Raw genomic sequence first — 14,863 nt, forward strand, 5'->3', positions numbered from 1 at the left:
ATTGCCTGTTTTAGGTCATAACCTCAAGCAACGCCATATTACACCAAATAGGTTTATTTAAAAGTTCTTTTGCGTCTAGCTGCCACTGCCTTACGTTTGCGTTTTTCAATGGGTGTTTCAAAGTGCCGATGATATTTCACATCAGCTAATATCCCAGCTTTGGAAACCTGACGTTTAAACCGACGCAAAGCTGAGTCTATTGCTTCATTCTCTCCAAGAATCACTTGGGTCATTCTTGCTTGTTCCTCATAATCAACATTTTCCATTGTAATAGTAGCCTCAACCTTAGTAAAACCCCCCGTTCTAAAGTCATCATTAAGAGGCTATCCATCCAGTTGACACAGATTATATGTGCCTGTCGAACGTCAAATTGGCACTTAACTAAAAGTTAATTTAAGCGCTCTAATGCACTCTCAGTAATAGTAGAGCAGATAGAGAAATATATAATGTCAAATTTTCCTAACTTTAATATGAACTAGCGACAAGTTAGTTTTGGCTACCATCGCAATCCTAAGTTATTAGTGAGACAAAGTTCCCCAACTTTTTTGATAAGTTGAGGAACTTTGTCTTTCAATTCTCATTAATCAAATAAGATTGCTATCGCAAATATGATAAAATTTGATTATATTTCAAAACTTTAAAAGTTGATTCTGCCCTCATTGAATAATTTATATCCAGTTGCTAATGCGCCGAAAGGAACAAATAGATTCCTTAACACTTCCCGCTCTAAAGAGACGGGGATTCTTGGTTCCCTGACTCGCCGTTAAACAGCAGGTTTGCACTCTGCCCATAATATTTTTAATGTCTGAAGCCAATTTCAATCCGATTTGTAGGATAGTTTTTTAATTACTACTAAATTTTACGTAAAATTGATTAAATTTAAGTGAATATACTGGATGTCAGTCTCGACTGGCTAAAGATGTCAGTACGAGTAATGTTGATTACATGAAGTAGTCCTTGCCAGGGTGCGATCGAGGTGCTTTAATAGCGATGTCTGACGACAAGAAGTAAAGCTTCTACGCATTCCGCAAAATAGTTTTACTTAGAAAATTATGTACAAGACGCGCAGCGACTCGACATCGCTGCTGGTGTTCATAAAATTACAGACTCAAAACATTAAACTCTAAAGATATGACAAGCTAGTAGCATATCTTTGACACTAAATTCTCCCAAAAGCCGAATAGGAGCATACATGGAGCCAATTATTGCTATAGTTTTAGCCCTTATAGGTTATGCATTAGGTTCTGCAAAACTGATTAATCAAGGAAATGAGGCCCTAGTCGAACGTTTGGGGCGGTATCATCGGAAACTTAAACCGGGGCTGAACTTTATTGTTCCCTTGGTAGATCAGATTGTGATGGAAGATACTACACGAGAGCAGTATACAGACATCAAACCTCAGAATGTGATCACCCAAGATAATATTTACGTAGAAGTGGATGCTATTGTATACTGGCGCATTCGAGATATTGAGAGAAGCTTTTACGCGATAGAGGATCTGCAAGGGGCATTAACACAGATAACTACAACTACGCTCCGAGAAATCATTGCCCAAAATACCCTAGAGCAGACCAACGTCTCTAGAGCAGAGATGGACTCAGCTATATTAGATCAGTTGAATAATGTAACGGCAGATTGGGGAGTTGAGATTCTCCGGTTAGATATTCAGAGAATTACCCTACCTGAAAGTGTGCGAAAGTCTAGAGAAGAGGAGCAAGCCGCCGTCATCAAAAAACGGGCGCTAATTACCGAAGCAGAAGGGGAAAAGGAAGCTGCTATTAAGAAAGCAGAAGGAACTATGGCTTCAGTGCAAATCATTTCTCAAGCTCTCCGTTCCAATCCAGATAGTAGAGACATTTTGCGGTATCTCGTGGCTCAAGATTACGTAGATGCTAGCCAAAAACTTGGTGAGAGCAATAACGCCAAAATTGTCTTTGTCGACCCAGCTAACTCAAGTGAAATGTTTCAGGAGTTGATAGCTGAGTCAGTAACACAAGAAGGTAACGGCAAAAAAACCGAAGAACGGTAATACCTAGCAATCATGCTGTATAGGTTGTCTCAATAGGGCATCGGCTACTAGTGAAACATCGTGCATTTCTTGAACATCGTGAACTCGGAGGATATCAGCGCCATTAAAAATAGCAGCACAACAAGCTGCTGCCGTTCCCCAAACTCGTGCTTTGGGATCTGGTTGATTTAAAATGCGACCAATGAAACTTTTACGGGATGCTCCTACCAAGATAGGACAGTTGAGTTTTGTTAGCGATCGCAAGCCGCGAAAAATTTCTAAATTTTGCTCATAGTTCTTAGCAAAACCAATACCAGGATCAATAATAATTTTATCCAGATCGATGCCCGCAGTAGTTGCTGCCTCAATTTGCCGAGCCAAAAAACTAGAAATTTCACCGAGCAAATCTTGATAATCAGTCTGTTGTTGCATCGTCTGTGGTGTCCCACGGATGTGCATTAAAATAATCGGCACACTTAACTCTGCAACTGTCGGTAACATTTCTGAGTCAAAAGTGCCGCCAGAAATATCATTAATAATATCCGCTCCAGCTTGTACAGATGCCTTGGCTACAGCCGCACGGGTTGTATCTACAGAAATCGGGACTGAAATTTCTGGTCTTAGCACCTGTAACACCGATAACACCCGGTCAAGTTCCTCCGCCAGAGTGATTTGCTTTGCCCCTGGCCGAGTTGATTGACCGCCCACATCGATAATGTCAGCACCAGCCGCTACCAGTGCTTGCGCCTGCACTAAAGCCGCAGAGGTTGTGTTAAACTCACCCCCATCACTAAAGCTATCAGGCGTTACATTCAAAATGCCCATCAAATAAGTTCGCTGTCCCCAATCGAAACAGCGTTCTCGAATTATTAAGTTACTTGGCATAAATCTACATTAGGCATTCCCATGCAGAGCATGGGAACGAAAAGAAGGCACATTACACTAAGTGAAAATTCACAATCCGAGCGAAACTCTCAGGTTCTAAACTTGCTCCTCCCACTAAAACGCCATCGATTTCTGGTTGAGCCATGATTTCATCAATATTATTTGGCTTCACTGAGCCACCATATTGAATTGATACATTTGGATTACTCAACTGGCTCCGAATTAAGCCAATTATTCGATTAGCTTCCACTGCTTCACAAGTTTCACCAGTCCCAATTGCCCAAATTGGCTCGTAGGCAATCACCAAATTATTCTGATCGATATCTACCAAACCTTTGTCGAGTTGGAGAGCAATCAGTGCTTCAGTTTCTCCTGCATCTCGTTGTTGTTTAGTTTCACCAACACAGAGAATTGGAGTCAAACCAAACCTTTGAGCAGTTCGGAGGCGCAGATTAACAGTTGCGTCCGTTTCACCAAAGTATTGCCGTCGTTCGCTATGACCGACAATCACAAAGCGTACACCACTTTCTGTCAGCATTGGGCCAGAAATCTCACCTGTATAGGCTCCAAATTCTTCCCAATGGATATTTTGTGCCCCCAGTTGGATGAGGCTACCGTGCAAAGTTTTGGACAAAACACTCAAATTAGTGAACGGAGGGCACAATATAACTTCTCGCCCTTGGGGGGTTTCCTCTAAGTGGGGCAGAAATCCTTGTAAAAACTCCTGGGTTTCTGCCTGGGTTTTGAACATTTTCCAGTTGCCGGCAATAACGATTTTCCGCACAGGTAATTTAGTCAAGATTCTAACGTGCTATTTAGATGCATTTTTCAGTTTATGACTTTTTGTTATCCATTAGTCATTGGTCATTGGTCATTGGTCATTAGTCATTAGTCAAGAGTTATTCTTTTATGCACCACTGCCCCCCTACTCCCCAAACCCTTGTTAAAAATAACTAGGATAAGAGACAGGGGTAATTTAAAAATCCCAAAATTTCAAACCTCATATTGATATGACTTCGACATTACCTGTGCCTGAACCTGATCAAAGCGATTCCGCTAACACTGACGCAAATTCTCTCAGTTGGGAGGAAGAACTGGATAGCGCTATTTTCAGTTTTGAAGACATTCAGACAGAACTGAACTATAAACAAGCACAAACCGCGCTGCGAAACTTAGTAGCCAATCTCGACCTCACCCCCCAAGAAAAAACCGGATTGGAAACGGAAATTGCTGATTTGGAAACTATGCTGGGGAAGTTAGACCGCATGGTGGTGCAGATTGCAGCTTTTGGCATGGTAGGGCGTGGTAAGTCTTCGCTACTCAATTCTTTGGTGGGACAAACAGTATTTGAAACAGGGCCGCTGCATGGTGTCACTCGGACTGCACAAACAGTTAATTGGAGTATTAGTGAAGAAGCGATTGGAGAAACTGAACGGGCTTTACGGGTTACTCTCCCTGGTGTAGGTCAATCTCAGGTGGAATTGATTGATACTCCTGGGTTAGACGAAGTAGATGGTGCAACCCGTGCTGTGTTAGCTGAACAGATTGCCAAACAAGCAGATTTGATTCTGTTTGTAATCTCTGGCGATATGACAAAGCTAGAATACGCTGCCCTTTCTCAGTTGCGGGAAGCAGGTAAACCGATCATTCTGGTGTTTAACAAAGTAGATCAGTATCCAGAAGCAGACCGGATGGCAATTTATCACAAAATCCGCGATGAAAGGGTGCGGGAATTACTCACGCCTTTAGAAATTGTTATGGCTGCGGCATCGCCATTGGTGAAGACGGCGATTCGTCGCCCTGATGGTACTAGGGGCATACAGTTGCGTACAGGGAATGCCCAAGTTGAAGAACTGAAGCTGAAAATCTTGGAGATTCTGCACCGTGAGGGTAAAGCCTTGGTTGCTCTCAATACCATGCTTTATGCCGACGTTGTAAATGAGCAGTTAATCGAGCGAAAACTGATGATTCGGGAACAGAATGCCAATCAGTTGATTTGGAAGGCTGTGATGACTAAAGCATTAGCGATCGCACTTAATCCCGTAACTGTGGTAGATATTCTGAGTAGTGTGGTCATTGATATTGCCCTGATTTTGGGTTTATCTAAGCTTTATGGCTTCTCTATGACTGAATCTGGTGCTGTACAACTGCTACAAAAAATCGCCCTGAGTATGGGCGGAATTGGTGCTAGTGAATTGTTGGCAAACTTGGGTTTGAGTGGATTGAAAACTTTACTTGGTATCTCTGCAACAGCTACAGCAGGTATTGCCCTTGGCCCTTATATATCAGTGGCACTTACGCAAGGGGGAGTAGCTGGTGTTTCTTCTTACGGTATTGGGCAAGTTACCAAAGTTTATTTAGCCAACGGCGCGACTTGGGGGCCTGATGGGCCAAAAGCAGTAATTAATCGGATTCTGGCAAATCTGGATGAAACCTCAATTCTCAACCGGATTAAAGATGAATTACTTCATAAGGTAAAACTCAGAAAGTGATGTATAGATTTATTTCAACTGCTGGTATTTTCCTCAAGCCAAGCGACTAAATCAGACACATTTGAAAATGATGATCCGTGACTTTAATACTAGACAAAGAAGCAATTTAAGTATATACACCAAAAAAGAATAACAGAAGCCTATAGACAGTGGAGTTCTAATTGATGAGAGAATATTAAATTAACCATCACAAAAGTTTAAATTCATTCATCATGGCGAAAATCCAGTTTTCTAAAGGTCTTGACGAAGTAGTAATTCCAGAAGTGCGGCTGACGCGATCGCGCACTGGTGACAGTGGTACAGCCACGTTTATTTTTACGAATCCGAAAATTTTAGATCAAGGTAGCACCGAAGATATTACCGGGATGTACTTGAGTGACGAAGAAGGCGAAATAATTACCCGTGAAGTGAAGGCTAAATTTATCAACGGGAAACCGGAAGCATTAGAAGCACTTTACGTGATGAAATCTGCCCAAGAATGGGAACGCTTTATGCGCTTCATGGAACGGTATGCTGAAGAAAACGATCTTGGACTCAGCAAAGCTGAAAAATAAATAGTGTGTAGGGTGAATGGCGAATGGCTTATGTTATTTTTTCATGTCCAATGCGCCATTCTCCGTGCCCAATTGCCCATTATTAAAAGTTAAAACCCTTAATCCATGACACAACAACCACATCCAGATTCGCTTGGGATTACGGTAACTTGCGCTGTGGTTACTGTCAGCGATACACGCACACCCGAAACAGACAAAAGTGGTCAGCTAATTCAGCATTTACTCTTTGGTGCTAACTATGCTGTTGGAGCCTACACGATTATCAAAGATGAACCAACACAGATTCAAGAGCAGATAGAAAATTTGGGTAAAAGCTCAAATTTGGATGCTGTAATTTTTAATGGTGGCACAGGTATTGCGCCAAGAGATACTACTTATGATGCCATTGAGAAGTTATTGGAGAAAACTTTGCCGGGATTTGGTGAGTTATTCCGTTTTTTAAGTTATCAAGAAATTGGTTCGCGAGCGATCGCTTCTCGCGCTGTTGCTGGTGTGTATCAAGATAAATTAATCTTCTCGCTTCCTGGTTCTAGTAATGCTGTGCGGCTGGCGATGGAAAAACTGATTGTGCCTGAACTCACTCACTTGGTAAGTCAGCTTTGTAAGGGAGTGAAATGAGCAGCCTTTGAGGGAGGTGCCATAAAACTAAGCTATGAGGCACTGAAATCATCCTTTCTATCCTTACATCTTGAGACTACCCAGAATTATAGTGAAACGGATGAAATATTCATATCAAATAAGCAATGCAGTCTATTTACTGGAATTGCATAATTGCTCACAGCATCACTGCATTTTCATACTTTGGCATCCCCGCATTAATAGGGATTTTCTTCGCCAAAACTAAAGCAACTATCCCTTCTAAGTTTTGGCTAGCCTTTTTATTATCAGGTGGATTCGTACTACTTTGCGGATTTCATCACCTTTTGGCGATTTTTGAGAAACATTTGGCAGTGTCGCTGTTGCACTTAGTTGTGCTTGATGTAATGGCGTTTGTTTCTTTGTCTGCCTTACTCTACTTAATGCCAACCGCTTATCAAATTGTAGAGGCGATCGCCAAATATCAAGAAGATACCCGCGAACTTCAACGCAGCCAGCAGATGCAACGGCTATTTCTAGATCAGGGCCCGTTTCTAGCCTATATCAAAGATGAGCAATCTAGAGCGCTTTACTATAACCAGGAGTTACAGTCTAGATTTTCGGTAGATTCACAAGAATGGTTGGGGAAAACGGATAGTGAATTCTTACCAGATCCAGAAGAGGGGCGGCGGGTAATGGAAAACGATCGAGTCGTTTTGAAGACTCTACGCCCCTTAAAGCTAATTGAAGAGGTAAAGGTACCTGGCAAGAATCAGCCATGTTACTGGCTATCGTTTAAGTTTCCGTTTAGCGATGGCGCAACAGGCGATCGCCGCATCGGTGGGATCAGTATCGATATTACAGAATCTATAGAAGCACAGCGATCGCTCACCGATCTAAATCGGCAATTAGAAGAAAAAACACTGAGATTAGAAGCCAAAAAACGGGAAATTATATATCTCTCAGATATGGCAGATATGCTTTATTGCTGCGAGTCTAAAGATGAGATGTATCAAGCAGTCGCTTTAACCTGTTCCAAGCTGTTTCCTGATATGAGTGGTTGTATCTGTATAATTTCTAATTCTAAAAATTATGTTCAGATGACTAGTATTTGGGGAGATGAAAGAATCAGAACCAGTAAAGAAATATTTTCACAATCTGATTGTTGGGCATTACGGAGAGGTAAAGTCAACCTTTTATCTTCTGGTAAATCAGGACTGGTATGCAACCATTTAATCCAGCCTGTTAGCGGTACACATCTGTGTGTTCCATTGTTTGGGCAAGGCGAAGTAGTCGGGATTTTACACATTTATGCCCTTGAAGAAATCAGTCCAGAAGAGCAACAAATTAGTGAGATTATTGCCAGAACTTTAGGCTTTGCACTAAATAATCTATCGATCAAACAACGTCTTACCCATGATAATTTACGGGATGGGATGACCCAACTATTTAATCAAAGCTATATGGAAACTATACTGGAACAAAGGCTAGCGGAGGCTGAAAGGTCGGGACAACCTCTTAGTGTTATTTTTCTAGATATCGATAACTTCAAATCTTATAACTCGCGCTATGGGCATGTGACTGCCAATATTGTTATTCAGGAATTAGCAAAACTGCTATTAAAATCTATTCGCTCTTTTGATATTCCTTGTAGATGGGGTGGTGAAGAATTTGTGATTGTCATGCCTAATATGACGCTGGAAAATCTCAGGAAGCGAGTAGAACAACTAAGGCTAGATGTTGAACAAATGCAATTGAAGGATGGCGATCAGATCCTTCAAGGGATCACCGCCTCTTTTGGAATAGCTGTATCAGAAGCAGGGATTACAGTTAAGGATTTTTTGAATCGGGCAAATCAAGCGATGCTTGAGGCAAAGCGCACAGGGAAGAATCGGGTTATGGAGTATGTAAATAGGTACGATTAAAATAATTCGTAATTCGTAATTCTGTAAGCGGTGGAATATGAGTGGAAAGAAGCTTAGTGCAATTTCGCGTTTCTACGAGGGTTTTAGATAAAGCATTTTCCCGTATAAAAAAACAACTCCCTGAAGATGTGGGAGTTGTTTTTTATCTTTTACTATTTTCTCAAAACATGATTCAGAATGGAGCGATGCCTGCGGCGAGATGCGCCTACGCCAAGCAGATGGCAGCCAAAATAGCCGCGATAACATAAAATACTCCAACCACTTGCAATTCTGACCAGCCAGTGAGTTCTAAATGATGGTGTAAGGGTGCCATTTTAAAGAGGCGCTTGCCTTTGCCATCAGGGCCCTTGGTGGCTTTGTAATAACTTACCTGTGCCATCACCGAGAGAGTTTCTACGAAGAAGATACCACTGAGAATGAACAGTGCTACTAAGGTGTTTGTCAATAGCGCTACAGCAGCTAATGCTCCTCCCAGTGCGAGGGAACCGGTATCTCCCATGAAAACGCGGGCTGGGTTACGATTATGGGCTAAGAAACCTAAGCAACCACCACTTAAAGCCGCACAGAAAACCATTAACCCTGGTGCTGTAGGTGCAATTAAGGCTCCTAATGCCAAAAGTGCGATCGCTACTGTTCCGGCTGCCAAGCCATCAATACCATCTGTTAAATTAGTCGCGTTACTTTCTGCAACTAGCACAAAACCGGCTATTGGCCAAAATAGAAATCCTAATGGTAGTGTGAAGCTGACCCAAGGTAAAGCAATATTTGTAATATTAGAAGGTTGATTAAACATTAGCCAGAGACAAAATACTGCCGCAAAACCAACTTGCAAAGCAAGTTTTGTTCGGGGAGATATACCTTTATTTGATTTCCGGCGCAGAATTTGCCAATCGTCCAGCCAGCCAATCAATCCGTAGCTGGTTGTCAATGCCGAAACTGCAAGGACATCTGTAGCAAAATTGGACAATATGCAGGCAATAATTACACCTACAGGGATAAAGAATATACCTCCCATTGTGGGAGTGCCTGCTTTTTTTAGATGGGCTTGGGGGCCATCTTCGCGGATTATTTGTCCAGTTTTGAGTGCTTGGAGTAAAGGTATTACCCAAAAGCCAACCACACCTGAACCCATAGCACACAACAGCAGTGGCAGGGTTAGCGACATACTTTGCCAGGGTAGCCTGTTGGCCATCGAATCCAAGAAAAATGCTGTTGTACCTAGCCCGACGGCTAATAAAGAGGCTAGTGCAATTCCAGAAATATTTAATCCTTGCTCAGGAGATAATTTAGCGTCCACAGAAGTTTCCCTTCACTCCACACTTATTAAAATTGAATATCAGTAGCTAGGGATACTACCAAGTCCCTAGCCTGAAAAGGCTAATCCTCGGCAATTCCTATATCGTCATCATCATCAAGGTCGTAGCCAATCCCATCTTCTACACCCATTAGGGAGTCTATTTCTTCTTCCCCATCTTGAAAATCCGGGTCGTGAACGTCACGTGTTATGATCCGACCTTTATTTTCCAACCAATCCAACAAAGAGGACTCTGGCTTGAGGGGGATGACATGGGCTCGCTGGTTACGGGGTTCTTCACGTAATGGAGAGTTCAACATATCAAAGAAGACAAGAAAAGGTTTACGTAAGTTGACATTTAGAGTCTATCACTTGACACGGATTTATTTAGTTATCTTTTCAACCCTTTAGTGAATAAATCCGCATTCAGATAGAAATTTTTTATTTAATAGGCATAAGGCTTAAGTCAAGCAATTCTTAGTAAGTTTTATGGCTCTACACATAGGTTATGAATATCTTGTTTATGCTGATGGAAAGTGACTGATTTTAGAGGTGACAGGCGATGATGGGAAAAGCGGCTCTCATGGATGCGATCGCTGGTACAAATCGCGGTCTACTGGCGACTGAAGCACAGAAACAAGCTATCTTAGCAGCGATCGCCAATTTAGAAGACTTTAATCCTACACCCCGCCCGGTGGAAGCTGGTAATTTGCTAGATGGTAATTGGCGATTACTATACACCACTAGCAAGGCTCTTTTAAATTTAGATCGTCTACCTTTTTGTAAACTGGGTCAAATCTATCAGTGTATCCGGGTAGAGACTACCAGTGTTTACAACATAGCTGAGATTTATGGCTTACCTTATTTAGAAGGATTAGTCAGCATTGCTGCTAAATTTGAGCCAGTTTCTGGTCGGCGTGTCCAAGTGAAATTTGAGCGGTCTATTATCGGCTTACAACGTTTAATAGAATACAATTCTCCGGGAACTTTTATCCAACAAATTGAAGAAGGTAGAAAATTTCCGGCGATTGATGTTGCCATAAACAGTGATAAACAGCAAGGCTGGTTAGATATCACTTATATAGATAACGATCTGCGGATTGGCAGAGGCAACGAGGGGAGCGTGTTCATATTGAGTAAAACATAAAGTTTGTACAAAAATACTAATTGCGAATGAAGGTAAGCTATAATGTCAACCTTGTCAAGTAGGGTATGATACCTTTTTAAATTTTAGGTGGGTAGTGGGGTAGGAAGCTGGGGAGCAGGGGGCAGGGGGGAGAATAATAAATTACCTCTTATCCCCTCTGCTCCCTTCTCCCTGCCCCTCTGCCTCTTGTGCCCAATTCCCAATGCCCAATGCCCAATTCAGACAAATAACTTAACAAAGACTCTTGCTGCGACCTTGAGGTTGTAGAGTGAAATCAATTAGCCCTCTAGATTGGCGATTGATAACTAAAAGGGAAAATAATCATGGTTCAACGTGGTTCTAAAGTACGTATTCTCCGCCCTGAATCCTACTGGTTTCAGGATCTAGGAACTGTGGCTTCCATTGACCAAAGCGGCATCAAATACCCTGTAATTGTCCGCTTTGAAAAGGTCAATTACTCTGGTATCAATACCAACAACTTTGCCCAAGATGAATTAGTCGAGGTTGAAGCACCAAAGGCTAAACCAGCTAAAAAATAGCAGCAAAGCTACAAGGGGGTTGTTTGATGCGATGATGAAGGGTAGTCTTAAGTCTGAAGTATGAAATCTGAAAATTTCAGTTCATTCATTCTTCACCCTAGCCTACCCTAATCTATGAGAGCCGCCCTGCGGGTATTCACGGTTTCTTTTGGGTAATAATACGAGCCATCTACGGATGTGTAAGTTAGTATCCCATCTCTTATTTATTTGAACCCCCAAGTACATCAAAATTGTCTGCTTAATCAGCTTAAATGCCTGAACTGCCTGAAGTTGAAACAGTCCGAAAGGGTCTAAATCAATTGACCCTTAAGCAAGAAATTACGGGTGGAGATGTGTTGCTCAATCGCACCATCGCCTACCCGTTTTCTGTTGGTGAGTTTGTTGATGGAATTGAAAAAAATGCGATCGCTACTTGGCATCGTCGCGGTAAATATCTCCTGGCCGAACTCTCTTCCCCTTCTTCAACCAGTTGGCTAGGAGTTCATCTGCGAATGACCGGTCAATTACTATGGCTGCATCGAGATGAACCATTACATAAGCACACGCGGGTTAGATTATTCTTTGGGGATCAGCAGGAATTACGTTTTGTCGATCAGCGCACCTTCGGTAAAATTTGGTGGGTTCCGCCTGGTGTTGCTGTAGAGAGTATTATCACTGGTTTGGCAAAACTGGCAGCAGATCCATTTTCGCCAGAATTCACTGTCGAATATCTAGCAAGCAAACTCAAAAACCGCCGCCGTCCAATTAAAACTGCGCTACTCGATCAGTCTGTGGTGGCGGGATTAGGCAACATTTATGCCGATGAAGCCCTGTTTAAGAGTGGAATTTTACCTGAAACTTTGTGTATAGATTTGCAGCTAAAGCAAATTGAGCTTTTGCGAACAGCCATAATTCAAGTATTAGAAACCAGCATCGAAGCTGGTGGTACGACATTTAGTAATTTCCTAAATGTTAAAGGTACTAACGGCAACTATGGTGGTGTTGCCTGGGTTTATAATCGCGCTGGAGAACCCTGTCGAGTTTGTGATACGCCAATTCAACGGATTAGGCTAGCTGGGCGATCTAGTCATTTTTGTTCCGAATGTCAAACGCCAGGGGGAATTAGGAGTTAGGAGAGACGCGATTAATCGCGTCTTTACAGAAATTGTTACTTCTAATTCGGAAGTCTCCTAAAATGCAGATAAAACAATCTAGAAATTTGAGAGGGGAATTCATGGCGGTTAAAAAGGGAGATATGGTTCGCGCTATCCGCGAGAAACTGGAAAACAGTCTGGAAGCAAAAGCCAGTGATACTCGCTTTCCTTCTTATTTGTTTGAAACCAAGGGTGAAATAGTAGATGTTAAAGGTGATTACGCCCTGATTAAGTTCGGCAAAGTGCCAACGCCAAACGTTTGGTTACGCGTCGATCAACTAGAAGAGTTTAAATAAGCAAAAAGAATTCAGAAGTCAGAATCCAAGAGTCAGGATGAATTCTGACTCTTGAATTCTTGTTGATAAAAATCGCACTTTAATAATTATGTCTTTTTCTCCTAACTCTCCAATTGTGTGTAATTTACCCCGTGTCACCATCGTGGGTGCGGGTAGAGTTGGTAGCACTTTAGCTCAACGCATTGCAGAGAAAAACCTTGCAGATGTAGTTTTATTAGATATTATCGCGGGAATGCCCCAAGGCTTGGCGCTGGATTTGATGGAAGCCAGGGGAATTGAAATACATAATCGCCAGATTATCGGCACAAATAATTATGCTGATACATCTGGTTCTCAAATTGTGGTGATTACCGCAGGACTTCCCCGCAAACCAGGGATGAGTCGGGATGATTTGCTGAAAACTAATGCCAAGATTGTGGTGGAAGCGGCAAAAAATGCGATCGCTCATTCTCCCAATGCTATTTTTATTGTCGTCACCAATCCATTGGATGTGATGACTTATTTAGCTTGGCAAGCTACAGGTTTACCACGCGATCGCATTATGGGTATGGCTGGTGTCTTAGATTCCGCCCGTTTTGAAGCCTTCATTGCCCTAGAATTGGGCGTTTTGCCCGCCGATGTCAAAGCGATGGTATTGGGTAGCCACGGCGATTTAATGGTTCCCCTGTCTCGTTATGCTACCGTCAACGGCATTCCCATCACAGAATTGCTGGATGCAGCCACAATTGAACGCTTGGTAGAAAGAACTCGCAACGGTGGCGCAGAAATTGTGGAATTGATGCAGACGGGTGGTGCTTTTTTTGCTCCGGCATCAGCTACTAGCGTGATGGTAGAATCGATTTTATTAAATCAGTCGCGGTTGTTGCCTGTAGCGGCATATCTGCAAGGTGAATACGGTTTAGAAGATGTTGTGATTGGTGTTCCCTGTCGGTTGGGATGCGGTGGAATTGAGAGTGTATTGGAATTGACACTCAGCGATGAAGAAAGAGAGGGTTTGCATACTTCGGCTCAATCTGTGCGTCAAAATATTGAGCGATCGCAGGAAATTTTAGGTAACAAAAATAATTCCTAATTCAATATGAGTTCGATGGACTATAAAGCAATACGCTTCAGTTAAAGCTAAAACTGTTTGTCAAAGTCAATTTTTTAACGAACCGCCAAGGACGCAAAGAGCGCAAAGAGAAGGAAGAAATGCTTAACTGAACTGTATTGGCCTATAAAGAAACCTCTCCCTGATTTGAGGGACTTCCAGTTAAAAAATATCCTATCCCTACAGGAAGCTCCGCGTTCGCGTAAGCTACGTAGGGGCGTAAGGCCTTCATAGGTGTCAACTTAACGTGAAAGCCGAGTCTGATAAGCATTTCAAAAATTTTCGATGTACCACCTAGATTTTAGATCCCCCCTAACCCCCCTTTTTAAGGGGGGAACTAGAGTTTTTTGCCCCCTTTTTAAGGGGGTTGGGGGATCTAAAACTACGGTAAATTGAGTGTTTGAGCTTAAGTTGACACCAATGAAGGCCTTGCGCCCCTACAAATCTACAAATAATTTAGGGTAATTTATTTTTTGCAATTCCCTTACTACATAAAACAGTCCCTCTCCGAGTCGGAAAGGGACAGACTTGAACTAAAGTTCAAGGCAGGGAGAGGTTTGTCAAACTCACCAGAATATTTGTGCCATTAACGACGGTAATCCTCATCTGCGGGGTCGCCGTAGGGGTCTTCGCTGGCTGGGCGGACATCACCAAACTCCCCTGTGTCTGCGGGGTCGCCATAAGGGTCTTCACTAGCTGGGCGAACGTTGCCGTAAGACGATATATCTGCGGGGTCGCCGTAGGGGTCTTGACTGGCTGGAATAACGTTGCCGTAAGACGCTGGGTCTGCGGGATCGCCGTAGGGGTCTTCGCTAGCTGGACGTACATTGCGATCGCGGAATTCAGCGTCTTGATCGCTGTTCGATCCCAAGAGTAAATCTTTCGCTTTTCGGAAAAATTCATTTACCATAATCTGTCTCCTGA

16 protein-coding genes are annotated in these 14,863 nt (G+C 42.6%); 10 read left to right on the top strand and 6 right to left on the bottom strand.

The window, feature by feature from the left end; translation table 11 throughout:
* Positions 1–53: 53 nt before the first annotated feature.
* Positions 54–233 carry a 30S ribosomal protein S21 gene (gene rpsU, locus IQ274_RS18450; RefSeq protein ID WP_012410658.1) on the bottom strand — a complete coding sequence of 60 codons (180 nt, stop codon included), beginning with the start codon at positions 231–233 and terminating at the stop codon, positions 54–56.
* Between the two features lie 959 nt (positions 234–1,192).
* Between rpsU and IQ274_RS18455 the strand changes: the two genes are divergently transcribed.
* Positions 1,193–2,029, top strand: a complete 837-nt coding sequence (locus IQ274_RS18455; RefSeq protein WP_163930119.1) for an SPFH domain-containing protein — start codon at positions 1,193–1,195, stop codon at positions 2,027–2,029.
* Between the two features lie 3 nt (positions 2,030–2,032).
* Here IQ274_RS18455 and folP read toward each other — a convergent pair whose 3' ends face one another.
* Both folP and tpiA read right to left on the bottom strand, forming a co-directional pair.
* A complete protein-coding gene (gene folP, locus IQ274_RS18460) occupies positions 2,033–2,893 on the bottom strand; it encodes a dihydropteroate synthase (protein WP_194143066.1) in 861 nt (286 codons plus the stop codon).
* 52 nt (positions 2,894–2,945) lie between these two features.
* Positions 2,946–3,677 (bottom strand): triose-phosphate isomerase, encoded by a 732-nt coding sequence (gene tpiA, locus IQ274_RS18465; RefSeq protein ID WP_163930153.1) that lies wholly within the window; start codon positions 3,675–3,677, stop codon positions 2,946–2,948.
* Between the two features lie 226 nt (positions 3,678–3,903).
* Here tpiA and IQ274_RS18470 point away from each other — a divergent pair, with 226 nt between their 5' ends.
* The 4 genes from IQ274_RS18470 (at position 3,904) to IQ274_RS18485 (ending at position 8,440) form a co-directional block, all read left to right on the top strand.
* Entirely contained in the window at positions 3,904–5,385 is a 1,482-nt protein-coding gene (locus IQ274_RS18470) for a GTP-binding protein (RefSeq protein WP_194143067.1), read from the top strand.
* A 212-nt stretch (positions 5,386–5,597) separates the two neighbouring features.
* On the top strand, positions 5,598–5,939 hold the full coding sequence (gene psb28, locus IQ274_RS18475) for a photosystem II reaction center protein Psb28 (RefSeq protein WP_114082820.1): 342 nt from the start codon (positions 5,598–5,600) through the stop codon (positions 5,937–5,939).
* Positions 5,940–6,044: 105 nt separating this feature from the next.
* Positions 6,045–6,557, top strand: a complete 513-nt coding sequence (locus tag IQ274_RS18480) for a MogA/MoaB family molybdenum cofactor biosynthesis protein (protein WP_194143068.1) — start codon at positions 6,045–6,047, stop codon at positions 6,555–6,557.
* Positions 6,558–6,682: 125 nt separating this feature from the next.
* Positions 6,683–8,440: a diguanylate cyclase gene (locus IQ274_RS18485; protein WP_194143069.1), complete on the top strand. Its 1,758-nt coding sequence runs from the start codon at positions 6,683–6,685 to the stop codon at positions 8,438–8,440.
* Positions 8,441–8,645: 205 nt separating this feature from the next.
* On the opposite strand, the gene mraY is transcribed toward IQ274_RS18485, so the two are convergent.
* Together mraY and IQ274_RS18495 are read right to left on the bottom strand one after the other, a co-directional pair.
* Entirely contained in the window at positions 8,646–9,737 is a 1,092-nt protein-coding gene (gene mraY / locus IQ274_RS18490) for a phospho-N-acetylmuramoyl-pentapeptide-transferase (RefSeq protein WP_163930108.1), read from the bottom strand.
* Between the two features lie 80 nt (positions 9,738–9,817).
* On the bottom strand, positions 9,818–10,054 hold the full coding sequence (locus IQ274_RS18495) for a DUF3134 domain-containing protein (RefSeq protein ID WP_012410288.1): 237 nt from the start codon (positions 10,052–10,054) through the stop codon (positions 9,818–9,820).
* 242 nt (positions 10,055–10,296) lie between these two features.
* Here IQ274_RS18495 and IQ274_RS18500 point away from each other — a divergent pair, with 242 nt between their 5' ends.
* From IQ274_RS18500 to mdh, 5 genes are all read left to right on the top strand, one after another.
* Positions 10,297–10,881: a PAP/fibrillin family protein gene (locus tag IQ274_RS18500; RefSeq protein WP_163930107.1), complete on the top strand. Its 585-nt coding sequence runs from the start codon at positions 10,297–10,299 to the stop codon at positions 10,879–10,881.
* A gap of 323 nt (positions 10,882–11,204) precedes the next feature.
* Positions 11,205–11,420, top strand: coding sequence for a photosystem I reaction center subunit IV (locus IQ274_RS18505; RefSeq protein WP_012410286.1), 216 nt, complete (start codon positions 11,205–11,207; stop codon positions 11,418–11,420).
* 251 nt (positions 11,421–11,671) lie between these two features.
* Positions 11,672–12,532 carry a DNA-formamidopyrimidine glycosylase gene (locus IQ274_RS18510; RefSeq protein WP_163928555.1) on the top strand — a complete coding sequence of 287 codons (861 nt, stop codon included), beginning with the start codon at positions 11,672–11,674 and terminating at the stop codon, positions 12,530–12,532.
* Between the two features lie 101 nt (positions 12,533–12,633).
* On the top strand, positions 12,634–12,849 hold the full coding sequence (locus IQ274_RS18515) for an NAD(P)H-quinone oxidoreductase subunit O (RefSeq protein WP_114082812.1): 216 nt from the start codon (positions 12,634–12,636) through the stop codon (positions 12,847–12,849).
* Between the two features lie 88 nt (positions 12,850–12,937).
* Positions 12,938–13,921 (top strand): malate dehydrogenase, encoded by a 984-nt coding sequence (mdh, locus tag IQ274_RS18520; RefSeq protein ID WP_163928554.1) that lies wholly within the window; start codon positions 12,938–12,940, stop codon positions 13,919–13,921.
* A gap of 604 nt (positions 13,922–14,525) precedes the next feature.
* On the opposite strand, the gene IQ274_RS18525 is transcribed toward mdh, so the two are convergent.
* Positions 14,526–14,849 carry a translation initiation factor gene (locus IQ274_RS18525; protein ID WP_190933699.1) on the bottom strand — a complete coding sequence of 108 codons (324 nt, stop codon included), beginning with the start codon at positions 14,847–14,849 and terminating at the stop codon, positions 14,526–14,528.
* Positions 14,850–14,863: the final 14 nt, after the last annotated feature.

The sequence above is a fragment of the Nostoc sp. LEGE 12447 genome, assembly GCF_015206985.1.
In the GTDB taxonomy this organism is placed as follows: domain Bacteria; phylum Cyanobacteriota; class Cyanobacteriia; order Cyanobacteriales; family Nostocaceae; genus Nostoc.